19 protein-coding genes are annotated in these 25443 nt (G+C 61.4%); 11 read left to right on the forward strand and 8 right to left on the reverse strand.

The window, feature by feature from the left end:
* Window positions 1–28: 28 nt before the first annotated feature.
* The 3 genes from gnd to dnaA form a co-directional block, all read right to left on the reverse strand.
* Window positions 29–913 (reverse strand): phosphogluconate dehydrogenase (NAD(+)-dependent, decarboxylating), encoded by an 885-nt coding sequence (gnd, locus tag J7I92_RS19085; RefSeq protein WP_214843084.1) that lies wholly within the window; start codon window positions 911–913, stop codon window positions 29–31.
* 38 nt (window positions 914–951) lie between these two features.
* Window positions 952–2076: a DNA polymerase III subunit beta gene (dnaN, locus tag J7I92_RS19090; RefSeq protein WP_214843085.1), complete on the reverse strand. Its 1125-nt coding sequence runs from the start codon at window positions 2074–2076 to the stop codon at window positions 952–954.
* A gap of 537 nt (window positions 2077–2613) precedes the next feature.
* Entirely contained in the window at window positions 2614–4035 is a 1422-nt protein-coding gene (gene dnaA / locus J7I92_RS19095) for a chromosomal replication initiator protein DnaA (RefSeq protein ID WP_137320582.1), read from the reverse strand.
* A 466-nt stretch (window positions 4036–4501) separates the two neighbouring features.
* Between dnaA and rpmH the strand changes: the two genes are divergently transcribed.
* The 8 genes from rpmH (at window position 4502) to J7I92_RS19135 (ending at window position 10220) form a co-directional block, all read left to right on the forward strand.
* Entirely contained in the window at window positions 4502–4639 is a 138-nt protein-coding gene (rpmH, locus tag J7I92_RS19100; protein WP_003800212.1) for a 50S ribosomal protein L34, read from the forward strand.
* 42 nt (window positions 4640–4681) lie between these two features.
* Window positions 4682–5092, forward strand: a complete 411-nt coding sequence (gene rnpA, locus J7I92_RS19105; protein WP_214843086.1) for a ribonuclease P protein component — start codon at window positions 4682–4684, stop codon at window positions 5090–5092.
* A complete protein-coding gene (gene yidD, locus J7I92_RS19110; protein WP_214843087.1) occupies window positions 5085–5480 on the forward strand; it encodes a membrane protein insertion efficiency factor YidD in 396 nt (131 codons plus the stop codon). Before rnpA ends, yidD begins: the two co-directional genes overlap by 8 nt.
* 16 nt (window positions 5481–5496) lie before the next feature.
* The gene (yidC, locus tag J7I92_RS19115; RefSeq protein ID WP_214843088.1) at window positions 5497–6471 is read left to right on the forward strand and encodes a membrane protein insertase YidC; all 975 of its coding nucleotides are present in this window, start codon (window positions 5497–5499) and stop codon (window positions 6469–6471) included.
* Window positions 6471–7037, forward strand: a complete 567-nt coding sequence (locus J7I92_RS19120; protein ID WP_214843089.1) for a R3H domain-containing nucleic acid-binding protein — start codon at window positions 6471–6473, stop codon at window positions 7035–7037. Before yidC ends, J7I92_RS19120 begins: the two co-directional genes overlap by 1 nt.
* A 19-nt stretch (window positions 7038–7056) precedes the next feature.
* On the forward strand, window positions 7057–7707 hold the full coding sequence (rsmG, locus tag J7I92_RS19125; protein ID WP_214843320.1) for a 16S rRNA (guanine(527)-N(7))-methyltransferase RsmG: 651 nt from the start codon (window positions 7057–7059) through the stop codon (window positions 7705–7707).
* A gap of 87 nt (window positions 7708–7794) precedes the next feature.
* Window positions 7795–8859: a ParA family protein gene (locus J7I92_RS19130; RefSeq protein ID WP_311380440.1), complete on the forward strand. Its 1065-nt coding sequence runs from the start codon at window positions 7795–7797 to the stop codon at window positions 8857–8859.
* Between the two features lie 65 nt (window positions 8860–8924).
* Complete coding sequence (locus J7I92_RS19135; RefSeq protein ID WP_214843090.1) at window positions 8925–10220, forward strand: ParB/RepB/Spo0J family partition protein; 1296 nt, start codon at window positions 8925–8927, stop codon at window positions 10218–10220.
* Window positions 10221–16434: 6214 nt separating this feature from the next.
* Here J7I92_RS19135 and trxA read toward each other — a convergent pair.
* From trxA to J7I92_RS19160, 5 genes are all read right to left on the reverse strand, one after another.
* Entirely contained in the window at window positions 16435–16761 is a 327-nt protein-coding gene (gene trxA / locus J7I92_RS19140; RefSeq protein WP_214843091.1) for a thioredoxin, read from the reverse strand.
* A 36-nt stretch (window positions 16762–16797) separates the two neighbouring features.
* Window positions 16798–17754 carry a thioredoxin-disulfide reductase gene (gene trxB, locus J7I92_RS19145; protein WP_214843093.1) on the reverse strand — a complete coding sequence of 319 codons (957 nt, stop codon included), beginning with the start codon at window positions 17752–17754 and terminating at the stop codon, window positions 16798–16800.
* Window positions 17755–17961: 207 nt separating this feature from the next.
* On the reverse strand, window positions 17962–19566 hold the full coding sequence (locus J7I92_RS19150) for an ABC transporter substrate-binding protein (RefSeq protein WP_214843095.1): 1605 nt from the start codon (window positions 19564–19566) through the stop codon (window positions 17962–17964).
* A 160-nt stretch (window positions 19567–19726) separates the two neighbouring features.
* Window positions 19727–21811, reverse strand: a complete 2085-nt coding sequence (gene murJ, locus J7I92_RS19155; protein ID WP_214843096.1) for a murein biosynthesis integral membrane protein MurJ — start codon at window positions 21809–21811, stop codon at window positions 19727–19729.
* A gap of 67 nt (window positions 21812–21878) precedes the next feature.
* Window positions 21879–22379, reverse strand: coding sequence for an NUDIX hydrolase (locus J7I92_RS19160; RefSeq protein ID WP_214843324.1), 501 nt, complete (start codon window positions 22377–22379; stop codon window positions 21879–21881).
* A gap of 208 nt (window positions 22380–22587) precedes the next feature.
* Here J7I92_RS19160 and J7I92_RS19165 point away from each other — a divergent pair, with 208 nt between their 5' ends.
* From J7I92_RS19165 to J7I92_RS19175, 3 genes are all read left to right on the forward strand, one after another.
* Window positions 22588–24078 (forward strand): CCA tRNA nucleotidyltransferase, encoded by a 1491-nt coding sequence (locus J7I92_RS19165; protein ID WP_214843097.1) that lies wholly within the window; start codon window positions 22588–22590, stop codon window positions 24076–24078.
* Window positions 24079–24663, forward strand: coding sequence for a histidine phosphatase family protein (locus tag J7I92_RS19170; RefSeq protein ID WP_396020424.1), 585 nt, complete (start codon window positions 24079–24081; stop codon window positions 24661–24663). It abuts the gene before it with no gap.
* A 637-nt stretch (window positions 24664–25300) separates the two neighbouring features.
* Entirely contained in the window at window positions 25301–25441 is a 141-nt protein-coding gene (locus tag J7I92_RS19175; RefSeq protein ID WP_214843098.1) for a hypothetical protein, read from the forward strand.
* Window positions 25442–25443 lie beyond the last annotated feature (2 nt).

A 25443-nucleotide genomic window follows, 5' to 3' on the forward strand; every position in this document is an offset into this window, starting at 1 on the left:
CAGGATTCCCGGACTGCCCGCACTGCCGTTACTTTGCCGGACGGGTGGCATGCCCGCCGAACTGATGCCGCAGGGCGGACACCATCTTCATCGCCGGAGAGTTGTCCTCGCGGGAGGAGAAGCGTGCAAACAGGGCTGCCGTGATGGCCGGAGCGGGTACCGCGTTGGCGATTGCCTCTTCGACGGTCCAGCGGCCTTCGCCGGAATCTTCGACGTAGTCGTCGATCGAGGCCAGGCCGGGATCTTCATCGAGTGCCTTGACCATGAGGTCCAGGAGCCAGGAACGCACAACGGTTCCCTTCTGCCAGGCGCGGAAGGTTCCGGGAAGGTCGGTGACGATGTCCTTGGCGGCCAGGAGTTCGTATCCCTCGGCATAGGCCTGCATGAGTCCGTACTCAATGCCGTTGTGCACCATCTTGGCGTAGTGGCCCGCGCCGATTCCGCCAACGTGGACGAAGCTGTCGGCCCGCTCACCTTCAGGACGGAGCGCGTCAAACACGGGCATGGCCCGTTCGATGTCTGCGGCGTCGCCGCCTGCCATCAGCCCGTAGCCGTTCTGCAGGCCCCAGACACCGCCGGAGACGCCGCAGTCCGCGAAGCGGATGCCCTTCTCAGCCAGCGCAGCGCCGTGTTTCTGATCCTCTGTGAAGCGGGAGTTGCCGCCGTCGATCACCAAGTCGCCGGCGTCGAGCTTGGAACCGAGCTCGCTGATCACGACGTCGGTGATCTCGCCTGCCGGAACCATGACCCAGATAATGCGGGGTGCAGGAACAGCGGCGATGAGTTCATCAACAGTGGCGACGTCGGTGAGGTCCGGATTCCGGTCGAAACCGGTCACCTCGATGCCGCCCTTGCGCAGTCTCTCGCGCATGTTGAAGCCCATTTTTCCAAGGCCGATTAGTCCGATGTGCACGTGGGAACTCTTTTCTGCGCTGGGGGTGGTGGCGGAAATTAGTTGGGCAGGCGCACCGGCATAACCAGGTACCGGTAGTCGTCCTGGTCTTCGCCGTCGGCGTCGACCTGGGCCGTGATCATGGCCGGCTTCGGCGCCGTGGTGAAGGAGAACCGGACGAACTTGGTTTCGATGACGCTCAGGCCCTCAATGAGGTAGTGCGGGTTGAAGGCCACGGTGATTTCGTCGCCGGTTAGCTGTGCTTCAAGTTCCTCGGAAGCCTGGGCGTCCTCGCCTGTGCCGGCATCGAGGTGGAGCTGGCCTTCGGTGAAGGCAAGCCGGACCGGGGTGTTGCGTTCGGCAACGAGCGAGACGCGCCGGACAGCTTCGACGAGTTCCTGGGTCTGCACTGTGGCGTGAATCGGGGTGGCATCCGGGAACAGTGACCGGATCTTAGGGTAGTCGCCGTCCACGAGGAGGGAGGTGGTGGTGCGTCCGCCGCTTTCGAATCCGATCAGGCGGCTGTCGTCGTCGGCCAGTGCGAGGTTGATGTCTCCGCTGTTGCCAAGGGTTTTGGCAACTTCGTTGAGGGTCTTCGCCTTGACCAGGGCGCTGGTGGAGATGCCGGCATTGACGGGCTTCCAGGGGACTTCGCGCATGGCGAGGCGGTAGCGGTCTGTTGCCAGCAGCGTGATGAGGTCGTCCTCGATCTCCATCCGGACGCCGGTCAGGATCGGCAAGGTGTCGTCCTTGCTGGCGGCGATGATCACCTGGGACACAGCCTGCGCGAAGGAGTCTCCCGGAACCGTCCCGCTGATGGTGGGCAACGCTGGCAGCGGCGGGTACTCTGCCTCGGGCATGGTGGCGAGGTGGAAGCTGCTTCGGCGGCAGGTGAGCGTGACTTTGTTGCCGTCGGTTTCGACGTCAACGGGAGCGGAGGGCAGGCTGCGGCAGATGTCTGCAAGGAGGCGGCCGGAAACCAGGATGGTGCCTTCAACGCTGATGTCAGCCGGGATTTCGAGGCGAGCCGACGTTTCGTAGTCAAAACTCGAGAGGCTCACGGTGCCGGACTCGGCCTTGAGCAAAAGCCCGGAAAGCACCGGAACCGGCGGCCGCGGAGACAACGATCGGGCGGTCCATGTAACGGCTTCTGCCAGGACGTCCCGTTCGACTCTGAACTTCACGGAAGGGTGCCGCCTTTCATTGCTGCTGCCATTTTCTCAACGGGAACTCCCGCAGGGAGTTCGAAGAACCTTGCCCCCGGACACCGGAACCTGCATGGTCCGCGCTTGCTGAACCACAAACAGACCCAAGGATGGGAGCGCTGCTGACAGCTTAGCCGGAAGACCCGGGATTTCCCCATCTCCCGGCAGGCACCCTGGCCCTTCCGGTCCGAGGACACGGGGCCGGGCCGGGGGCGGAACGAGATTGTTGTTTGAGGGAATTTCAATTTTTTGGGATTAGTAGTGTTAATAACTGCTGTGGAAACTGTGGATAACCCCGTCCTGCGGCACCGTTCCGCGGTTAAGCCCTGTTCATCCGCTGTGGGCGATGCAGGTTTTAAACAGGGTGTGGATGGGGACAACTTTTTCGGCCGTTTCGCTGATCCACAGATGCCTTAAGGGTTTTAAGCCCATTAACCGCAGTTGTCCCCTTAACTATCCACAGGCTTATCCACATGCGCCTGTTAATAAGGTATGGAGGCGGGGTGGAAACCGGCTTTAGGAATCCCGCTGCTGCTGCTTGATGCGGTTGGTCAGCTCCGTAACCTGGTTGTAGATCACACGGCGCTCGGCCATCAGTTCGCGGATCTTGCGGTCTGCGTGGATCACGGTGGTGTGGTCGCGGCCGCCAAGCTCCTGCCCGATCTTGGGAAGTGACATGTCCGTCAGCTCACGGCACAGATACATCGCGATCTGGCGGGCCGTTACGAGCGTGCGGGTGCGGGACTTGCTGCAGAGCTCCTCCATGCTGAGCTTGAAGTAGTCCGCGGTCTGGGTCAGGATCTGGGCCGACGTGATCTCCTGGGCGCCGTCGTCCGTGATGAGGTCCTTGAGCACCATTTCGGCAAGGGCTACATCCACCGGCTGGCGGTTCAGGCTGGCGAAAGCAGTGACGCGGATGAGTGCGCCTTCCAGTTCGCGGATGTTGCTGGAGATCTTGGACGCGATGTACTCGAGGGCGTCGTCCGGTGCGGAGAGGCCTTCGCTCAGGGCCTTCTTCCGGAGGATCGCGATGCGGGTCTCCAGTTCCGGCGGCTGGATGTCAGTCAGCAGGCCCCATTCGAAGCGGGACTTCATCCGGTCTTCGAAACCTGCCAGCAGCTTGGGCGGCTGGTCCGAGGTGATGACCACCTGCTTGTTGTTGTTGTGCAGGGCGTTGAACGTGTGGAAGAACTCCTCAAGCGTCCGGTCCTTGCCGGCCAGGAACTGGATGTCATCGATCAGCAGCACATCGACGTTCCGGTACGTGGTCTTGAAGCTGGTTCCCTCATCGTCCCGGATGGAGTTGATGAAGTCGTTGGTGAACTCTTCGGAGTTCACGTAGCGGACGCGGATCCCGCTGTAGAGCCGGCGGGCGTAGTGGCCGATTGCGTGCAGCAGGTGGGTTTTTCCAAGTCCGGAGTCACCGTAGATGAACAGCGGGTTGTAGGCCTTGGCCGGCGCTTCCGCGACGGCGACTGCGGCCGCATGGGCGAACCGGTTGGAGGATCCGATCACAAAGGTGTCGAAGACGTACTTCGGGTTCAGCCTGCCGAATTCATGGGAAGTGCTCGGCAGCATGGGCTGCGGCTTCTGCTCCACGGTGGGATCGGTCGCCAGGGAAAGTTCGACGGCGGGTTCCGGCTCCGTGTGGAGGGGCACCAGATCGGTATCGACGTCGATGGCGCAGCGGATGTCGTCGGAGAAGACACTGTGCAGGGCGTCGTCGAGTGCTTCCTTGACCTGGGTCTGGAGGACTTCACGCGTGAGTTCGTTGGGAACGGCCACCAGGAGGGTGGACCCTATCAGTCCCTGGGCCTGGGCAAGGATTACGAAGCCGCGCTGCCGTGGTGAAACCCGGTGGTCCTGCTCCAGCAGACTCACAACCCGACGCCAGGAACTTCCGACAGTATTCGCGTGGTTGGCTTCGTCTACTGTCATCAATCAGTTCCTCAAACTTGCTTGCCTGCATTACCTGCAGCCACAAGCACAGAACCAGGGGTTGCGTTCGGGCTTAATCCACAGGGTTATACACAGAGCGTGGATAATCGGCTACTGAGCCACTCTAGGGGATCAAAAGCCTAGAAGATAGCTGGGTAGAGGCTTGTGGATAATTACACGGTTGTGGTTCGAAATCGGGCCATGTGAGCTACTTCATCCACAGGCTGTGGGCAGGGGTTAACCACAGCGGGGCAGGGGCAGTGAAGGTTGGGCCGGTTTGACTGGGGCGCGCTTTTTGGCCTAACGTTGTGAAGTCCTTTGTGTCCGCTTTTCGACCTCATTTGAATCTCTCTGACGTTCTGCGTCCTATGAGCCGAGGCAGCGTGCATATACAAAACTTAGCGTCGGCCAGTTCTTCCCCTTATTGATCGGGTGGGCGCACCTTTGATCCACTGGAGTAACTAACGTGAGCAAGCGGACTTTTCAGCCGAATAACCGCCGTCGAGCCAAGAAGCACGGCTTCCGCCTTCGTATGCGTACCCGTGCCGGCCGCGCCATCCTGGCAGCCCGTCGTGGCAAGGGCCGCACCGAACTGTCGGCCTAAACACACTGACTCGTCGGTCAACATCCCTTTGCGAGTTTAACGGTGCTAGCCACCAGGAACCGTCTGAGGACTTCAACCGATTTTTCAACAACTGTACGTTCCGGCGTCCGCAATGGACGCCGGAACGTAGTGTTATATACGGTAGCTATTGCTGCTGACGAACCAAGCCGGATCGGATTCATCGTTTCCAAAAGTGTCGGGAACGCTGTGGTCAGGAACCTCGTTAAGAGGAGACTGAGAGAAGCCGGAGCTTTGTCGTTGCAGGAGTACGGTACCGGGTTCGCCATTGTGGTCCGGGCTCTGCCCGCGGCCGCGTCCGCCAGCTGGGACCAACTGCTGGCAGACTACAACGCCGCTCTGGAAACGACCATGAAACGGCTGGGCGGCCGCCTTCCTCGGGCCGCGTCAGCGGTTTCACGGCAAACTACACAGGAAGGGACACCGCGTGCGTAACGCCATTGCCGCCGTCGTCCGTTCCTTCAAACCAGCAGCGGTCCTCCTGGGCAAAGCCCTGTGGAACCTGCCCCGAAACTTTCTGATCCTGCTGCTGATGGCCTACCGCAAGGTGATTTCGCCCTTGTACGGCCAGGTCTGCCGCTTCTTTCCTTCATGTTCGGCCTATGCCCTCGAAGCAATCACCGTGCACGGTGCCGTCAAGGGAAGCTGGCTTGCGGCGCGGCGCCTCGCGCGCTGCCATCCTTGGAACGCCGGCGGCGTGGACCACGTCCCCGCCGGCCACCGCCACTGGCCCGAACACCAGACCCCCACAATTGTTGTGCTGAACAACCCGGACAAGTACCTGGCTGCTCGGACTGATGAAGAAGGCCGCGCTGCGGCCTGACGAATAGGGATATCGTATGGACTTCTTTGAAACAATCATGTTTCCGTTCAAATGGCTTGTGTCCATCATCATGGTGGGCTTCCATGAGGGCCTGAGCAGCATTGGGCTGCCCGAGGCCAGCGGCTGGACCTGGACGCTGTCCATCATCGGGTTGGTGCTGGTGATCCGTGCCGCCCTCATCCCCGTCTTCGTCAAGCAGATCAAGGCACAGCGCGGCATGCAGCTGCTGCAGCCGGACCTGAAGAAGCTGCAGGAAAAGTACAAGGGGAAGACTGACCAGCTGTCCCGCCAGGCCATGGCGCAGGAACAGATGGCCATGTACAAGAAGCACGGAACCAACCCGTTCTCCGCCTGCCTGCCCATGCTCATCCAGATGCCGTTCTTCTTTGCCTTGTTCCAGGTGCTGTCGGGCATCAGCACAGCCCGTGATAAGGGTCTCGGTATCGGTGCCATGAGCCACGATCAAGTGACGCAGTTCGATGAGTCCACCATCTTCGGTGCCCCACTCTCGGCAACGCTGCTTCATAACCCCGAAGGCAACCCTGTAGCGGTCACCATCCTGACCATCGTGATGATCCTGGCCATGACGGCCTCGCAGTTCATCACCCAGAAGCAGATCATGGCCAAGAACATGTCCGAAGAGGCCATGGCCAGCCCGTTTATGCGCCAGCAGAAGATGATGCTCTACATCCTGCCGATCGTCTTCGGTGTGGGTGGCATCAACTTCCCTATCGGTGTCCTCATCTACTGGACCACCACCAACCTCTGGACCATGGCGCAGCAGTTCTTCGTCATCCGCCGCATGCCGACGCCGGGATCCCCCGCCGCCAAGGCCCTCGCAGAGCGCCGTGCCGCCAAGGGACTGCCGGCCCTGCCGGGCCTGGGAGGCAAGAAGGTCGACGTCGAGGCTGAAGCCGCCGCTGCTGCCGCGGTCGCCGAGGCCAAGGGACAGCGCATCCAGCCACAACGTAAGAACAGGAAGAAGAAGTAATGTCTGTCGAGAGCACCGAAAACGCCGTTTCCGCCGAGGGCGTTGAAGACCACGACGACACCCGCGACGAGATGCAGGATGCGGGCAAAGGCTCTTCTGTGAGCCGGCTGGAAGAAGAGGGCGACGTCGCCGCCGACTACCTCGAGGAACTGCTGGACATCGCCGACATCGACGGCGACATCGACATCGAGGTCCGTAACGGACGGACCTACATCTCCATCGTGGCTGAGGAAGAATCTGCCGGGCTCGAGAGCCTTGTTGGCCGCGACGGTGAAGTTCTGGAAGCCCTCCAGGAGCTGACCCGCCTTTCTGTCCTTTCCGCAACGGAAAACCGCTCCCGGCTGGTGCTGGACATCAACGGATACCGCCAGGAGCGTGCCGGCCACCTGCAGAAGATCGCAGAGGACGCAGTGGCTTCCGTGAAGGAATCCGGCAATGCCGTGGCGCTGGAACCGATGAGTGCTTATGAGCGGAAGATCGTCCATGACGCCGTTGCCGATCTTGGATTTGTGAGCGAATCCGAAGGCGAAGGTGCCGGGAGGCACATTGTTGTCTCAGCAGACTGAAGACGCCGGGACGCTGACAATGGTTGACATCACTGCCGCGGAGCTAAAGGCGGCCGAGGCGATCTTCGGTGACCGTCTGGATCTGGCCAAGCGTTATGTAGAGCACCTGGCCACATCCGGAACGGAGCGGGGACTGATCGGCCCCCGTGAAGTCCCCCGGCTCTGGAGCCGGCATGTGTTGAATTGTGCCGTCATTGAGCGGGAAATCGCCGAGGGCAGCCACGTCGCGGACGTTGGAAGCGGGGCCGGCCTTCCCGGGCTGTGCTTGGCCATTGCCCGTCCCGATCTGGAACTGACCCTGATTGAGCCACTGGAACGCCGGGTTATCTGGCTGCAGGAAGTGGTGGACGATCTCGGGCTGACGAATGTCACGGTAATGCGCACCCGGGCCGAGCTCGCGGTAGGAATGGTGGACGCCGACGTCGTGACGGCCCGCGCCGTTTCGGCGCTCTCCAACCTTGCCGGGCTGACGATCCCCCTCCTTGCAGGCAAGGGCGAAGTTGTGGCCATCAAGGGACGAAGTGCAGGCGAAGAGATCGAGAAGGCCGCCAAGGCCATCCGGAAGCTCGGCGGCGTTCAGACGTCCGTAGTTGTAGTCGGTGAGGACCTCCTGGAGGAACCCACCACTGTGGTTCGAATCATCGTTAATAAGACGCAAAAGATTGCCTAACCGCTGGCCCGGTGCCGCAGGACTTTAGGGGGAAGCGGTTAGGCTAGTGAACGGCAGATCAAGCCGAATGAGAGTGAGTGTGTCACAGTGACCAGTAGCGAAGCCTCCACACAGCGGATACCACCGTTTGTGTCCCTGGGGTCCGCGCGGGCCATTGTCGCGCCCTCAATCGCGCAGAGCGACACATGGAATCACCTCAATTCGGTTACTAACCGCTCTAAGTCCTCGGTTTCACGTGAAACTGTCGAATCCATGGGCGGGAACATCATGGACTCGATCGACGACTCCAGCCCCATTGCCCGCGAACTCGCGCATGAAAACAAACGCCGCGAACGTTTGATTGGCCGGCAGCTTCCCAAGCCGGAGAAGACCCGCGTGTTCACGGTGTCGAACCAAAAAGGCGGCGTGGGTAAAACCACCACCACGGTGAACATCGCGGCTGCCCTCGCGGCTGCCGGGCTGAACGTCCTGGTCATTGATATCGACCCGCAGGGCAACGCGTCCACCGCCCTGGGCATCGAACACCATGCTGATGTGGACAGCATCTACGATGTCCTGATCAATGACGTTCCGCTCAAGGACGTTGTGGCCCAGTGCCCGGACATTGCCAATCTGATTTGCGCACCGGCCACCATCCACCTGGCAGGCGCAGAGATCGAGCTGGTTTCGCTCGTTGCCAGGGAGCAGCGCCTCCGCCGCGCGATTGACGTTTACGCCAAGGAGCGGCAGAAGGCCGGCGAGGCCCGCCTGGACTACATCTTCATCGACTGCCCGCCGAGCCTGGGCCTCCTGACGGTCAACGCCTTCTGCGCGGCCAGCGAGGTGCTGATTCCCATCCAGTGCGAGTACTACGCACTGGAAGGCCTCAGCCAGCTTCTGAAGAACATCGAGATGATCCAGAAGCACCTCAACGCGGAGCTGATCGTTTCCACCATCCTTCTCACCATGTACGACGGACGTACGAACCTTGCGGCGCAGGTGGCTGCGGAGGTCCGTCAGCACTTCCCCGAGCAAGTCCTGGGCGCTGTGGTGCCACGGTCCGTCAGGATCTCCGAGGCACCCAGTTACCAGCAGACCGTGATGACCTACGACCCGTCCTCCAGCGGTGCACTCTCCTACCTGGAAGCCGCAGCGGAAATCGCTGAACGTTAGAATTTTCAACAACTGCACTAGCCAGAGCCGGGTCTGCCGGGCTCTTCCTTTGGAGGGATTTATCCATGAGCGATAAGCGACGCGGCCTCGGCCGTGGTCTTGGCGCACTCATTCCCAGCTCCGCTCCGGCTAACGCTTCCGGCAACGGCGCAGCGCCTTCCCGTCCCGTGGACCTGTTTTTCCCCGAAGCCAGGAAGAAACCGACGACGGCCGCCGGCGTTCTGATCGAGGAGAACGCAGCAGCATCCGCACCCGCCGGGGCGCGTTTTGCGGAGACGGCTGATGCTCCGTTGGAGGAGGAGGCACCGTCGACGGAGGCCGCCTTGGCGGAGGAAGCAGATGCTTCCACAGCTTTTGCGCCGAAGGATTCGTCCAGTAGCACAATGCCCTCCGCGTCCGCGCCGTCTGAGCCGAAGGCTCCAGCCCGGAAACCTACAGCTAAGTCAGCCGAAACGAAGCAGGCTGACTCGAAGGAAGCCGGTCCGGCGGCGGAGTCAGGTGCGAGCACTGCCGTTGCCTACGACGGACCGGAGCTGGTCGAAGTTCCGGGTGTCAGGTTCGCCGAGATTCCGGTCGGTGACATTCACCCGAACCGCAAACAGCCGCGTACTGTCTTCGATGAAGACGACATGGCTGAGCTCGTTCACTCGGTTCGTGAAATAGGCGTTCTCCAGCCAATTGTGGTCCGTACCTCAACCGAAAAAGGTGGCGAACCGTTTGAGCTCGTCATGGGTGAACGTCGGTGGCGGGCAGTTCAGGCTGCCGGACTCGAAACCATCCCTGCAATTGTCAGGGACACCACTGATGACGACCTGCTTCGCGACGCTCTTCTCGAAAACCTCCACCGCAGCCAGCTGAACCCGCTTGAAGAGGCGGCGGCCTACCAGCAGCTGTTGGAGGACTTCGGCACAACGCACGAACAGCTGGCCGACCGTATTGGTCGTTCGCGGCCCCAGGTATCGAATACGCTCCGCCTCCTCAAGCTGCCGCCCCTGGTGCAGCGCCGTGTTGCTGCGAACGTTCTGTCGGCCGGCCACGCCCGCGCCCTTCTGGCACTTCCCGATGCGGCAGCTATGGAGCGTTTGGCCCAGAAGATCGTTGCAGAAGGAATGTCGGTTCGGGCTACCGAGGAAGCGGTGACTCTGTATCAGAGGCCCGCGACACCTTCCAAGAATAACGTTCCCCGCCCCGGAGCCCGGCACGAACGACTGGACTACTTGGCGTCCTCCCTGTCGGACCGGCTGGATACAAACGTAAAGATCTCACTCGGTGCCAGGAAAGGCCGCGTAAGTATCGAGTTTGCCAGCGTGGAGGATCTGAACCGCATCATGGAGGTTCTGACCCCTGGAGCCGAGAACTAGAACTTTGCAGCACTGAGTCGGGTCTGTTTCACGTGAAACAGGCCCTTTTCTGTGGCTTCTTTCGGGAAGAGTCTCTATTTGTGCAAGGTTTGGGCCCCTCTTCCATATAGGGGCGCACGCCCCCCTTCATGTTCTGTGCGTGAAGACCCCCGACTGGCCGCAGCGCCACCTTCAGCCTTGCTGGGAGGTCTTCTGGGAACCTAGAGTGCTCATCGGCGTGTCGGCAGCGGCGTGCACGCCTGTATTGCCTTAAGAGGGCATTGTGGCACCGTCGCTGCCGTTCAGTGAGTCCTTGTTGGGTCTGGGCGCGCATCACTGGTCACGCTCTTCGTCGCTCTTGGCGGATAAGGACCCCTTGTGAGTGGAACGCGGGTGTTGGTGGGCCCGTGGAGTCGAGGCATTGAGCTGCCAATAGCGAGTTTTACCGTACCGTAAGTAGCGGCAGACCTCCCTCCGGTCGCACAGTGCCGTTCCAGCCAGGTTCACGGGTGGACCGGCCTCTGAGTAGTCGATGCGACGTGTCGTTCGCGGCCGCAAGGCAAAACCCTCGCGAAGCTCGGAGCTGACAGCTCGGCAGAACCTTGTCTCAAATGATCAGAGAAACCCGCACCAACGTGGGCCACGGCGCGGCTCCGACTGTTTCACGTGAAACGGGTAATCGGAATCCGGTAACGATGTGCCCGAACTTCACGCATTCGCAGTCATACTGCGGGTACCGAAAGCCGCTGCATCAACGCACGCCGAACCCGAACTCCCCAAGGTGACGTGCCGGTGCTTCCGAGCCCATACTCAAAGCGCAGACACTCTCAGTGTCACAGGCACCGGCATAACCACAGATCTTCCTGCGCGTGCGCGGCGGATCTTGTCCAGTGTAGAGAATTGCGGTCCTTTCCCCTATTCCGCCATCGTGACTAACACCGCCAAGTCCACTGTTGAGCAGGCACAGCAACGTATCTCACTGGCGGGAGCCGGTAGGAGCATCCAGCAAGGAAACCCCTTAAACCGAGACATGGTCCTGTAGTGGGGTCCTGGTCATGCTCGCATCAGACATAGCCGGTCAAGGCTCGACAAACTGTTTGCAGGCCCGCCGTCATGCAGGCGAAGTCGCCGTACGAGCGGCAGCGTGCCACAGCGGGGCATCGCGAGTTTGACATGGCCTAGATGCGGCCGCAGGAAAAACAGCTACCGCCTGTACAGGCATCCTTGAAACGAGCAGATGTTTCACGTGAAACGGCATGCTCCGCGCCTGTTGATCGATCAGATGTAATCATATTATTTTCCTGTGTTAGCGAGCTGCCGGGAATCGGGGAACGAGCTAACTGATATGAGAGTGCACCCTTGGTTCCTGCAAATCATCGAAGACGTTACCGCGCGGTCCCGGACCCCGCTTCTCCTATGAGTGACGCCTGCATAAGGCGCCAAGTCGCAGAACAAAGTACGTTCCACATATCGCCGCTGTCCCCATCCCAGTGATAGTGTGCAGCGAAGCCTGGGCCCTCCTCGGTTGCCTGGGTCAGTGGGACAGCCTCTGGTGCGGGCACAAATGGGCTGAGCTGGGCCGGTTGACCTGATGCGCTGGCCGTTCGATCCATGCTTGAGGATTGCTGAGAGGCTCGGAGCAGTGTTCTGGCTCCTGCCGTAACACTGAACCTCGGGCATTGGTCGACACTACTTCGGACTCGCTTCATTTGACTGTGGCGGCTCCGCCCGTGGCGGCGGCCGGAGTAGGCCTCCCCTGTGGTGATCTTCTACAGGCACAGTGTGCAATACCCATGCTGGACCGTTCCCGGGACTGAATCCACCGCTGGCTGGCCGGGCTGTTGCGCCTTGCAACGGCGTACATCGAGACACATAGCATTGGCTGGGGCCCGTCCCGCGTTCGAGGGTCGCCTTACGCAGACCGGAAGCTTTCGTCCACTAGATGCTTGCGCCATTGCCGCGCCGCTTATGCGGTGGCTTCGAGCGAGCTGTGAAAAGCCCTACTGGCAGTGGCACCAAGTGCGGTGCCTTTCGCCCCTTCCCCCGTCCATTCACCCGTCCGGAGGAGCACTGGGACACGGCTTTACCGCATGGCTGAAGGTGCACCGCAGCTGCTGCCGCTGCGCGTCTGCACCACGAACAGGAGTTGGAGAAGCCGGCCGAGTCCGCGGATTAGGTACTTCTGGCCACACATCGGCGGTGCATAACGCAGTGGATATCGTTGTGGATAACTTTGTGGATAGGGCAGAGTGTGCATTCGCGGGACCAGTGCGATCAGCCCCAAGCGTGGGTGCCGGGAGAACGCGGCATAGGTGCGCCTAGGCATGTTTCACGTGAAACAAGGCAGCAGCACCGCTAGGATTCCGGAAAATCTGGATCAAAACTGCCTTTTCCGTCGAAATAGGCGGTATTTGGCCTCAGGTCTGGGCGGAAATCCTGCGCACGGATGAGTGACACCAGAAGCGCGAGCAGGTGACATGCGACACACTCCAGCCTGCGCTCCCTTCGGGGACAGCTATGTCCAAGATCACAAGTAGGCCGGTAGCGGGCCGTGCTGTGGATAAAGCTGTGGATATCGTCTGTGGAGAAATCCCGGCTAGTTGTGGAAAACTCGTGACGAATCGTAGCCTGAGTCGACGCAGCGAGGCCTAGGTTGGAGTTTGAGGCGGACGGTCCAGGCCCTTAGCGGCTATTCACTGGTGGGAGACGACCGTGAAAATCTCTGGTTAGTCACGTCCAAGGAGGTACTGCAATGGTTGAACACCGACGCGACGTCGTCTCTTGTCCGGTCGTATTGACTGCTCAGGCGACCCAGGAAGAGCCAGGCCCTGGCTCGGAGAGACCGGGAGCAGACAGTTCGTCCTCTATAGAAGGGGGTAATGACTCCTTCGGCTATCGAGACGGGGGCAGCCTTGAACATCAGCAGGCAGCCTGTGATGACGCCGGTGTGTCTTTCTGGCAGCTCAGGTGCCTGGGAAGGCACAAGCCCGGAAACCTGAAAGCAACCTGGACTGGCAATTCATCCGTACCTTTAGTCTTGGGCTCCCCGATCGAAGGATGGGCTGCGGGGCGACACAACCGAAGCGGTTGCACAGAGTCGCCAGGCTGGTTTGGGAGTGCCTCCTGCAAAGAAGCCCCAGCGAATCGCCTCGGCTGATATCGCCTCCCCGAGGGGGATGGCAAGATTCGCACGCCAACCAGGATGTCGCCACGGCCAGCCTGCGCTCTCGTGTCATCTCCGGATCCTCGATTCGGGGCCGCTTGTCTCCGCGCTTGAACACGTCCCATTGACAGGGGGAACCCTGGCAGGCCCCTTGACGCCTTCTGTAATCAACGCCCTCGTAGTTGGTCCAGGGGTCCACAGCGGCGAATGTACCGTGAAGCAATGTCCATGGATAGAGCCGCTACCCGGCCTCGCCCCCATTGCATGTGATCGTGCTGAGTGATTGGTTTCCCTGTGGTCCGTAGCTGCCACTCCGCCAATGGGACGACGGTCGGGCCGTCAGTGGCTTCGCTTCGTTCAATCCGGCGGCCCGTCCGGGAGGTGAAACCGCCGCCAAAGAAACTGCTAGCGTGCGGTAGCTAACGTCCAGAGGGACTGGCAAATAGCAACCGTTGAACCTTGGGATGCCAGTGTCGCCGGTCTCGGAGGACAGGTTCACTCGGCGTCTTGGTCTATACGCTCTGTTCGTGTGGACCTACGGGCTCGCCTTTTCAGCCTGGCATGCTGCCGTTGAGCGTTGATGAAGCAAGTGGTCATGCCAGCCGGGGCTGGTTTCTCAGAGGGTGTTCCGACCGTCCCTTCGGCTCCATCACAGTTGATAGGGCGAGGGCTGGGATTGATTGAAGCGCGCGATGGCTGCGCATGCTGTCACCGCTCCAGGAGCTACCCGTCTTTTTGCTCAAATTGGCTCAGTTCGCAAGCTCGAGGGGTTACCAAGCACAGGTGACTGTTTTGTTTCACGTGAAACACGATGGATGTTGCCTTCAGCGGGCCGGCCTGCCGGAAGACGGCAGTATTCCCTAGGTCGATCTTCCCGCAATGCCCGGGTTTACCATCGCGATGTGCTGGAGCATCTGCTCGACTACTGCGCCGCCTGCCACTGCGATGCATGCGAGTGTGGACGACGTGAACTCCAGCGGCACGCCCCGGGATTTCGGCCAGGCCGTGCGGAACTAATGAGGTAGGTCGCCTGACCACGACGCCGAGGATTTCCGGCCTGTTAGCCCAGAGCTGAAACTTGAAGTGGTTGATTTTGTCGTGCTCTAAGGTTGGACGCGCTAGGCGGCATAAGGACTTAACCGCTGCTGGCATGGGGCCCTGGGTGAATGGCCCAACTCGAGTACCGCCGCGCAGCGGCCTGGCTAGCATGACATGGTCGCGACCCGTTTGGGCTCGCGGCGCTCAACTACGGCGAGCCTGTCCTCTACGCGCTCTCCCCTGAGCAGCGGTGTCAGAGGTGAATGCTTCACGTGACCTTCCTCGTGACCACCCCGCTGGGATGTTTCACGTGAAACGTCCCATGAAGTTGGGTATCGACCTGGCAGTGGCTGCGGGCCCCAGTTACGGTCGCCTTCCTGGGCAGAGTCTGCCAGGTGTGTAATTCGGTTCAGTAGCTGAGTTCCTCGCCGTACTCTACGCCTGCTGAAGCAGAGCGACCCGTCGCGGAATCGGAGCGCATCACCGTATGAAGGTGGGCTCCTTTACGGCGCAGATAACAAGGAAGGAGAATTGCTGAGTATGGAAGAACCCGGAGTAAAGAATTGGTCAGAGGATTCAGATTAAGGAATCGGCGTGCTTCGCCCAGGTGCCGATCGACGTCTACAAACATGAGCAGGGCAAAGCGGGGCCAGCACCTGCACCGACCTCTGCCCGCTAGACGTCCCTACCCCTAAAGGCAAGTGCATCAGTTGGCTCGCCGGCCCTCTCCCAAAATGACCTGTTCGTCTGAGAGCTCAATTTGCTGCCTCGCACTGAGCCTGCTTTGCGCCTCGTCACTTACTCGTTCGCTACTCGCTTCCGACTCGACCCAATGTCCGTAAGTCCGAGGTCGTGACACTGGCTTGCGGTTCAGGAAGCCGGTGGTCATCCGGTGCCATTCGAAGGAGTCCTACGCACTTTTGCACCGGTCAGCGACTTCTATTTCCCGAAGCCAGTCCACCGTTCAGACGATCTGACGTTGACGCAAAACCCTGAGTGCCGCTTGCTCCTCTCCACCCAGGTCCAGCTCCCTTGGCGTCGCTATTTCGTAGTTGGGTGGTGTGGAGCAATAGCGATCTCGCCAACGGTGCTAGGTCGTCCTGGTCCGTCATTCGCGTTCCAGCAGAGCGCGACGGGGATCTACCTCCCGAACAACATTTGGGGTCCTGATGCGGCGGCTTTATTTATACATATCAGTAGCGGCGCCTATTCTTGCTTGGACTTGTAACTGAGGGTTCCGAAAAGATTGGGCCCTTGAGAGTGCGGGGAAGCGGGACGTGTTTCACGTGAAACTTTGACACCTGCGTGGAGCACTCGGCAGTTGACGGAGACAACACACCCGGCCGAGCAACGGTCGGCTGATTCAGTCGGTGGGCAGCAGATGCCAGCTGCCATCGCTTCCCGATGTACTGTCATCTCGGCATCGCTGATGTGCTCCGCACAACTGGGTGCCGATTTGCTGCTCGTGGTCACCTGATGATATGGGAGTGCCTGCCGATCGCTCCACAGCAGTCTACGGACGACTAGTAGAGGGTGTTTCACGTGAAACACTGCCCTTCCGACTGGTCCTCCCATGGCCGGGGATGGCCGCCTTCGACGAGAAGGACGTCGAAGTCGTCGGTGTTTGAAGGCACTTCCGCGCTTCTGGAGCTGGATGACTCCTTAATCGGGCGGGAACCCCCCTAGCCAAGGCAGGGACGGAATCAAGAGGCAGGACCAGACCTTCTGAGAAACATCCTACTAAGAAGCAACTCGGCCGAGTTGATCAGAGCTCGGAACGGCCCAACCTTGCATCCCCTCGACCAACAACATCAGCCAACAACAGCACGGAAACCCGCAAAGCCACAGCTCCCCTGAACACTCCCCCTGAGCGGCCGCTCCCCTGACGGCTCCGCGGCCACGCTCTCCGTCCCGACCCGCAAACGAAAAAGCGATGGCCATCACTTCAGTAAGTGATGGCCACCGCTCGATGTTGCCCAGTACTCCGGTCAGTCGGTGATTGGCTGTGGCGCTCACCGGACCGGTCAGAACGCATTACGACAGGACGTCGGCAAATTCCTTCTCGAAGAACTGCTTCGGCTTCGCGCCGATGACAGTGTTCTTAACCTCGCCACCCTGGAACAGGTAGACGGCAGGAATGGAGGTGATGCCGTACTCGGCAGCGATGGCCGGATTGTCATCAACATTCACCTTCACTACATTGACCTTCTCGCTGTACTCAACGGAGATCTCGTCGAGGATCGGGCCCAGCTTGCGGCAGGGACCGCACCATTCTGCCCAGAAGTCCACGATGACCGGCTTGTCAGCCGACAGGACGTCCGTGCCGAAGCTTGCGTCCGTTACGTCTTTTGCGTTGCTCATTATCTTCTTGTTTCCCTTCGGATCAATAGTGCGCTGTTAGGCGTGAAAGTCTGCGAGGTAGTGCTCTACGTCGATCGCGGCAACGCAACCCGAGCCGGAGGCCGTGATCGCCTGGCGGTACGTGGGGTCCACAACGTCGCCGGCGGCAAACACGCCCTTGACGTTCGTCTTGGAACTGCGGCCCTCCACCGCAATGGTTCCCTCGGCCGTTAGTTCAAGGGTGTCCTTGATGAGGTCGGTGCGCGGATCGTTTCCAATAGCTACGAACACGCCGGTCACGGCAAGTTCCGTCTCGGTGCCGTCAACGAGGTTCTTCAGCTTCAGGCCGGTCACCTTGTCGCCGCCCAGCACATCTTCAACAGCCGTGTTCCACACGAAGTTGATCTTCTCGTGCGCCTGCGCACGGTCACCCATGATCTTGGAAGCCTTGAGTGTATCCCGGCGGTGCACAACGGTGACGGACTTGGCGAACTTGGTGAGGAACAGTGCTTCTTCCATGGCGGAGTCGCCACCGCCGATGACGGCGATGTCCTGGTCCTTGAAAAAGAAACCATCGCAGGTTGCACACCAGCTAACGCCGTGGCCTGACAGGCGCTTTTCATTCGGGAGTCCGAGCTCGCGGTAAGCGGAGCCGGTGGACAGAATCACGGCTCGGGCCTGGAAGGTCTCCCCCGTCGCAATGGTGACGGTCTTGATGTCGCCGTCGAGATCCAAGGCAGTGACGTCCTCGAACTGGATTTCCGTTCCGAAACGGGCAGCCTGCTTCTCGAAGTTTTCCATGAGGTCCGGACCCATGATGCCCTCGGGGAATCCCGGGTAGTTCTCCACATCGGTGGTGTTCATGAGTTCCCCACCGGCAGTAACTGAACCGGCAAGGAGCAGCGGCTTAAGGTTGGCTCGTGCCGTATAAACTGCAGCGGTGTAACCTGCAGGGCCGGAGCCGACGATGATGACATCACGTACTTGGGACGCGGTGTTTTCTGCGTTGCTCACTGAACGGTGAACCTCTTCCTTGATCGATGCGCCTGCTTTTGCTGGCCGGCCACATGGCACAACCTATTGTTGGTTCTGAATATTCCGGGTAAAACGGTAGCCCAACAAGACGCCACCACTCAGGGTACCGTTTTGCCGGGCTACACGACGCCGTGTTACTGCGCCTTGAACGCCTCTACCGGACCAGGGCTGCCTTACTTCAGGCGGCTACTGAACCTTGATATCAGCGAGACGCAGGCCGTAGCCGAAGCGGGTCTTGGGGGCCGCCAGCTTGGGCAGGTTCTTGATGGACACAATCACGTACTGTGCCGTTACCGGCTCAGGAAGGGGCATGGTCAGGTCCGGTGACGTGAAGCTGTTGCTCCCCACCTGCTTGGCTCCGTCCAGGGAGGGGCGGTCATTCGTCAGTACACTGATGTTGCCGCCGGAACCGCCCAGCTGGCTGAGTGTGATGGACGAGACTTTCGAGGGGTCTTTCAGCTTGACGACCAGGGACACATCGGGCGCCAGGCCGCCCCAGTTATCCGTTGCGAACTCCATGTCCGACCAGTAGCTTGCTGCGTTGGCGTCGAAGGTCTTTGAAAGGTCCCCGTCGTAGGTCGCGGCAAAATCGAAATTTCCAAGGCGGGAGACGCCCTCGACAGCCGGCGGCCCTGCCACCGGAGCAGCGGACCCGGTTGGTGACGGAGCACCGGAGGCCTGGGGCTGGGCGGCGCTGCTGGAGTTGCCCGGAACAGGATTGCTCTGGGTCTGGCTCTTGAACAGGCTGCCCAGGTTGGATACGGCGAAGATGAGGCCAACCACCAGCACGGCAGCCAGCAGCCCTCCCACCAGCCACCGCATCGACCGGGGTTCGCGCTCCGGCGGCTCGTCGTCGTCGTAGTACTCGTCTGTCTCGTCACCGCGACCGCCTCCGGCGAAAGCAGGGAACGGGGCACCCATGCTCTCACGGGCCGTCCGCGCCGGTCCCGTGGAGGGCGTTGCGTCGTCGCCGCGGTGGTCGTAGTCATCGTTGGCCCACAGGGACACCTTTGGAGATTCCGCAGCAGGTGCCTGGGCCTTAATTGCCTCAGTGTTCTGCGTACTCTCGGGGACGGCCTGCTGCGGGGTGGTCGCCTGGGGAGCGGTGGTTGGCTCCTTCGACGACTTGCTGGCCGCGGCGGCTCCCCCTGCAGCACCGGCAGCGCCCGCAGCCAACCCTGCGGCTCCCGCTGCACCGGCCGCACTCGCACCCGTTCCGCGCGCGCCCCTATCAGCGCCGGCGGAGCCCGCGGCAGGGGACGACGGCGGGCGCACCGGTGCGGTGCGGGGCGGCACGACAGGAGGAACTACCGGCGCGGACGATTGTTTCCGGTCCTGGCCGACGGCCCGGTTGTTGCCGTAGTTGATATAGCCGGCGTCGACCTCTTCTTCGTCGTCATAGGTCTCCGGTTCGTGGGACCGGGCATGCCCAAAAATTTCGCTGCCCAAGGTGTCCGTAAAAAACGGCTCAACGTAAGGCGGGTTCGAGGCCACCACCAGGTCCAGGAGATCGGCCGCTGACGTGTGGTTGGTGATCAGGTAGGTGGTGGAATCGCTGACGCCGAGGTCCAGGATCTGCACATTGCCCGGCCGCTCTCCGACGGCAACCTCGCGGGCGCTCTGGGCCACCTGCTCCGCATTGTCCGGTCCTGCAACCAGGATGCTCACCGGCCGGTTGAGGACCTGGTCAACGCCGTCCAGCACCAGATCATGGTCGTGTGAGGTCAATACGGTGGCGGTGACCTTGTAGCGGCCGCCGAGCACTGATCCAACATCGATCGGGTGGGACACGGGTTCCTCCTAGACTGTCCGAATCGCCGCCTCGGTCATGCCAAAGCGGATACGCCGGTTAGCCGGTTAATTTCTGGTCTGTTACTACCCTAGTTAGCTTCTGATCCTAGCCGATGGTGCGTAACGGCCGTGTGAGACAGCGCGGTGAAACAGCGCATTGTCACCTTTTCTTCTTCCGCCGGTTGCTGAAGTACGGGTTGCGGCCGGCCGGTCCCTGGAAGGTCCGGCGTCCCGGCAGCGGGATCTCTTCACGCAGGACGCTCCCCCGCGCGGTATTCGGAACTTCCTCGGCGGGGAGATATTCACCGGCGGTAACTTCATGCTGCCCGTCTTGATCCGGTGCGTGATCGCCCACCCGTGGTCCGGCACGGAACGACGCCGCGTCGAACTCACCGGAAATCCGGGGGATCAGGCCGGTGTCAACGGACACAGTGGCGCGCTCCGGCGTCGTGCGTTCCCGGCCCCCGGCGGTACCGGTAGGCGAAGCTGCGGCGGTTTCCGCCACTGTGGCGGGGGCAGGGCGCCGGCCAAGCCGGCCCAGCAGAGGCTGCAACAGGTCCCGAAGCTCCGTGACACGGAAGAGTTTCAGCAGGAAGAAGTACGCCACGAGCATCACAGGGCCGACGACGACGATGGTCACCAAGGCTTCGATCCTGCCGCTCCAGGCAAAACCGTCGGCGCTGTAACTCCCCATGAGCCAAAGCGCACCGGCCCCGGCGATGGCCGAACCGAGCGCCGCGTAGCCCATCCGGATGTATGAATTTGCGACGCGGGGGCCGTCCAGGTGCCCCAGCAGGCGGCGAAGGAAGAACGCACTCACAATCACGGACAGGATGTTTCCGCCCGTGTAGAGGATGGCTATGGCGAAGATGATCTGGTCGAAGGGCAGGAACTGGATCGCGAAGGCCGCCACTACGTTGACGAGGGCCAGCACGAGCTGGATGTAGAACGGCGTGCGGGCGTCCTCGTTGGCGTAGAAGACCCGGGACATCATGAAGTTGGCACTCATGAACGGTGTGCTGAGGGCGAGAATGGTCAGGGTCTGGGCGAGCATCACCCCGTCCTGCACTTTCCCGCCGGAGAAGAACATGCCCAGCGGACCGGCCAGTGCGAAGAGCGCCAGCGCACCGAAGACCGTTGCCACGGCCATCGTCCGGAGGCCGTGGGACAGCGCGTCCCGCAACTCGGCGCGGTTACCGTCCTGGACTGCCCGTGTCATCCGGTTGAACAGCACCGTGGCGAGGGACAGGGCAATGATCGAGTGCGGCAGCAGGTATAGCTGGCTGGCCACCTCCAGCACCGCGTTGCCGGGCAGCGTCGCCGCCGCGGTCAGGTTCCCCGCGCGCTCAAGGCGAAGCCGCTCGGCACCCGGAATGGTGGCAATGCGCATTACATACAGGAAGGCGAGCTGGCCGACGGCGGCAGTGAGCAGCGTCCACACGCTTAGTCTTGCCGCGTGGCCCAGGCCCACCCCGCGCCAGCCAAACTTCGGCCGGAGACCGAGCCGGAGCCGGAACACCGGAATCAGCAGGATGGCCGTCTGCGCCACCACGCCGATGGTGGAGAACCCGGCCACCAGGAAGGTCTGGAAGGGTCCCCAGTTATCCAGGGTGTGGGGATTCGTGACGTTTGCCCCGAGGATCCAGATGAACATGCCGAGGCCGGCGATGGCCACGACGTTGTTCATGATGGGCGCCCACATAGCGGGCCCGAACGCTCCGTTGGCATTCAACACCTGCGTCAACAAGGCGTACAGGCCGTAAAAGAAAATCTGGGGCAGGCACCAGAACGCGAAGGAAACCGCCAGGGATTTCTGTTCGGGTGAATACCCCTGCGTTGTGAGATCAATGACCCAGGGGGCAAGGAGCGTGACGAGCAGCGTCAGGCCCAGAAGCACCAGCACCCCCAGCGTGAGGAGACGGCTGATGTAGTCCGCTCCCCTGTCCGGCGCTTTGCTTGCTTTGATGATCTGGGGCACCAGGACGGCATTGAACACGCCGCCGGCCACGAGGAGGAAGATCAGGTTCGGCAGGTTGTTGGCGTTGATGAAGGTGTCATTAACCGTGGAGCCCAGGCCAAGGGCGGCACCCAGCATCCACGTCTTGCCGAAGCCCAGGAAGCGTGAAACCAGCGTCCCGGCGGCCATGATGGCGCTGGAACGGGCCTCGCCTTGCTGGGTAGCCCCGGAGTCGGGTGCGGAATCGCCGGGGCCGGATTCGGGGGAAGCTGGATTGGCTGCTGACATGGCCTTCATCGTCTCAAAGGTGCGCAGTTAGGCACGTGGGCGGCGCTTCACGGAATCAGTCATGACCTTAAAGATGTTCCGGCAGGACTTCTCTGGCGAGGTCTGCGATCCGGCGCTCGTTAGGGAACGACAGCTTGCGGGCCAGTTCCTGGATGGGTACCCAGGCAACATCCACCGCTTCCTGGTCCGGATCGTTTTCGATGGTCAGTTCGCCGCCGGTGGCCCGGAGCAGGTAGTGGTGAACGGTCTTGTGGACGCGGTGCCCGCTGACGGTGAACCAGTAATCGATGCTGCCCAGCGGGGCCAGGATGCAGCCGCTGATGCCGGTTTCCTCGGCAATCTCGCGGACGGCCGCTTCTTCGTTTTTTTCCTTGCCTTCCGGATGGCCCTTTGGCAGGCACCACTCGAGGCGTCCCCCGCGGTTAAGGCGGGCGATGATCGCGACCCTTAGTTCGCCGTCGGACGTGTCCACCACAACGCCGCCGGCCGAAATTTCCTCAACGGTGGGCAACGAAGCCGGCCCAGGGTGCTGGGCAGGTGCGACATGGGCACCGATTGCCGACGGCAACGGTGGGTTTGTCCTCCTGCCTGGAGCACTCGGTACGGGATGGGCCATGAAGTCCACTCTAACGACTCTTGCCCCTTGGTGATGACCGGAACATGACAAGAAAATGGACTGCGTGTGACGCAGTTTCCGGAACCGACGGCGTAACGGCGCCGTTGAGCGGCACCCGGTGGTGCTTGTTGGCGTGGTTTTCTGACAAGCTTAAGTAACTATGGCGCACGCACATCAAAAGTCCGACTCCCACACCGTCGATTTCCACGTGGACCCGGTGGTCCTGGAACTCGGGCAGCGCTTTGTCGATGCCGGCCATGAATTGTCGCTGGTGGGCGGCCCCGTGCGTGACCTTTTCCTCGGCAGGCTCTCCCCGGACCTGGACTTCACCACGGACGCCACGCCGGACCAGACCCTGGCGCTCATCCGTAAATGGGCGGACAACTTCTGGGAAATCGGAAGGGCCTTCGGCACCATCGGAATGCGGAAGTCCGGTTTCCAGATCGAAATCACCACTTACCGCGCGGAGGCCTACGACCCGGAGTCGCGCAAGCCCGCCGTCGCGTTCGGATCGTCCCTCAGCAAAGACCTCCTGCGCCGGGACTTCACCATCAATGCCATGGCGCTCCGGCTGCCCGCGATGGAGCTCGTGGACCCGTACGGCGGAGTCCGCGACCTGCACGCCTCAGTGCTGGCCACGCCCGGCGCGCCCGAGACGTCATTTTCCGACGACCCGCTGCGGATGATGCGGGCTGCCCGCTTTGCCTCCCAGCTGGGCGTAGCCGTCCGTGACGACGTGCGGCAGGCAATGACCGGCATGGCGGAGCGGATCAAGATCATTTCCGCGGAGCGCATCCGCGAGGAACTGGTGAAGCTCATCTGCGGATCACACCCCCGCGTGGGCATTGACCTGCTGGTGGACACCGGCCTGGCCGAGTTCGTCCTGCCCGAGGTTTCAGCCCTCCGCCTGGAAGCCGACGAGCACCACCGGCACAAGGATGTCTACCAGCACTCCCTGCAGGTGCTGGAGCAGGCGGCGTCCCTGGAGACGGATTCCGACGGCGCGGTGCCCGGCCCCGACTTTGTCCTGCGGTTTGCGGCCCTGATGCACGACGTCGGGAAGCCGGCTACGCGCCGTTTTGAACCGGGCGGCGCGGTCAGCTTCCGCCACCACGATCTGGTGGGCGCCAAACTGACCAAGAAACGGATGAAGGCTCTCCGCTTCGACAACGAGACGATCAAAGCCGTGGCCCGGCTGGTGGAGCTGCACATGCGCTTCTATGGCTACGGCGAGGCCGGCTGGAGCGACTCCGCGGTCCGCCGCTACATCACAGACGCCGGACCCCTCCTCGAACGCCTCCACAAACTCACCCGCTCCGATGTCACCACCCGCAACCAGCGCAAGGCGGAGCGGCTGTCCTTCGCCTATGACGACCTTGAAGCGCGCATCGCAGCGCTGCGTGAACAGGAATCCCTGGATGCGGTCCGGCCCGACCTCGATGGAGGCCAGATCATGGCCATGCTGGGCCTGAAGCCGGGACCCGTCGTGGGCAGGGCGTACAAGTTCCTGCTTGAACAGCGCATGGAGCACGGCCCGCTGGACCGGTCCCTCGCCGAAGCACGGCTTCGCGAGTGGTGGGCGGACCAGCCCGAAGCCTCCCAGGACCAGCCAGCCGCCGGCGTCGAACTTCCCACTACCGAGGAGTCCTAAGTGATTGCACTGAATAGCACTGCCCGCCCGCAGCTCTGGATCCTGCGCCACGGTGAAACCGAATGGTCAAAGAGCGGCCAGTACACCGGACTCACCGACCTGCCCCTGACGGTGGAGGGAGAGCAGCAGGCTGTGGAGGCGCGGAAGGTCCTTGACGCCGTCGACTTCGACCTGGTGCTGACCTCTCCGCTGCGGCGCGCACGCCGGACGGCAGAGCTGGCTGGATTTCCCGACGCCGAGCAGGAACCCCTGGCTGTGGAGTGGAATTACGGTGACTACGAAGGGATCAGCTCGGACCTGATCCGCAAGGACAATCCGGACTACCTGATCTGGACCCACGGCGTGCCCAACGGCGAAGCCCTGGAAGAAGTGGCGGCGCGGGCGGACAAGATCGTTGCCCGGGTGCTGGAATCCGGACTGGACAACGTGCTCATTGTGGCCCACGGGCACTTCTCCAGGATCCTCACTGCCCGCTGGTTGGGGCTGGAACCCCAGGACGGCCGGCATTTCATCCTGGGCACGGCAAAAGTCTGCACCCTTGGCTGGGACAAGAAGACCCCCGCCGTGGTCCGCTGGGGACTCTAAACACGATTTATTTATTTTTTCAGGAAAACTTCTAATTTCACTGGGCAAAATCCAACGGCATGGTGTAATTTTATTTCTGACTCCAGTGCGTCTTGCCAGGGTCACCGGCGCGCGTTGTCCAGGTAGTCAACTGGCAGCGGCATAGCAGAAAAGGAGGTTGGGAAAATGATTACTTTGACTAGCGGATGGAAGATGACCATCGCCGCGTTCCCGGCCTCGTTTGCTGAATCGCGCCCAACTCACGGACTGATTGCCTCCTGATCCCCTAGTTCCGGCCTTCCCACCGGAATCCCGGTGTCCGTCCCCTTCATGGGGGACGCCGACGGGCAGGCAGTAGCAGTCCAAGCGGGCCCCAAGCGGTTACGCAACACCCCCATAGTTCGGAACCCAGCTTCTTGTTGGGGACTGCGGCGTTACTAACGCTTACGGGCCGCCCTTCGCTGAGCGAACTCATCAATTGATTCCGGCATTCTGCCTGCACATATTCACCGGGCATTCCTCTGTCTAAATTCAGGGCACTTAATTCACCGAATTTCGGCCTATTTGTCATGCGCGAATTCGAACAACCACCAAAGGACTCAATGTGGGCGCCGCTATAACCAGCACTGCCAGCACTACACCCCGGGAGGAGGTCACCATGATGAAACGACTTCGAAGCGTACTGCGTCTGGGCCGGCAGCCGGCCGTTAAGGATACGACGCTGTTCGACGGCCAGCTCCTCGATCAGAAACGTGAAGACGCCTATGCCGCACTGCACGGGATGGGCATCATACGCTGAAG

This window comes from Arthrobacter sp. ISL-72 (genome assembly GCF_018613755.1).
In the GTDB taxonomy this organism is placed as follows: Bacteria; Actinomycetota; Actinomycetes; order Actinomycetales; family Micrococcaceae; genus Arthrobacter.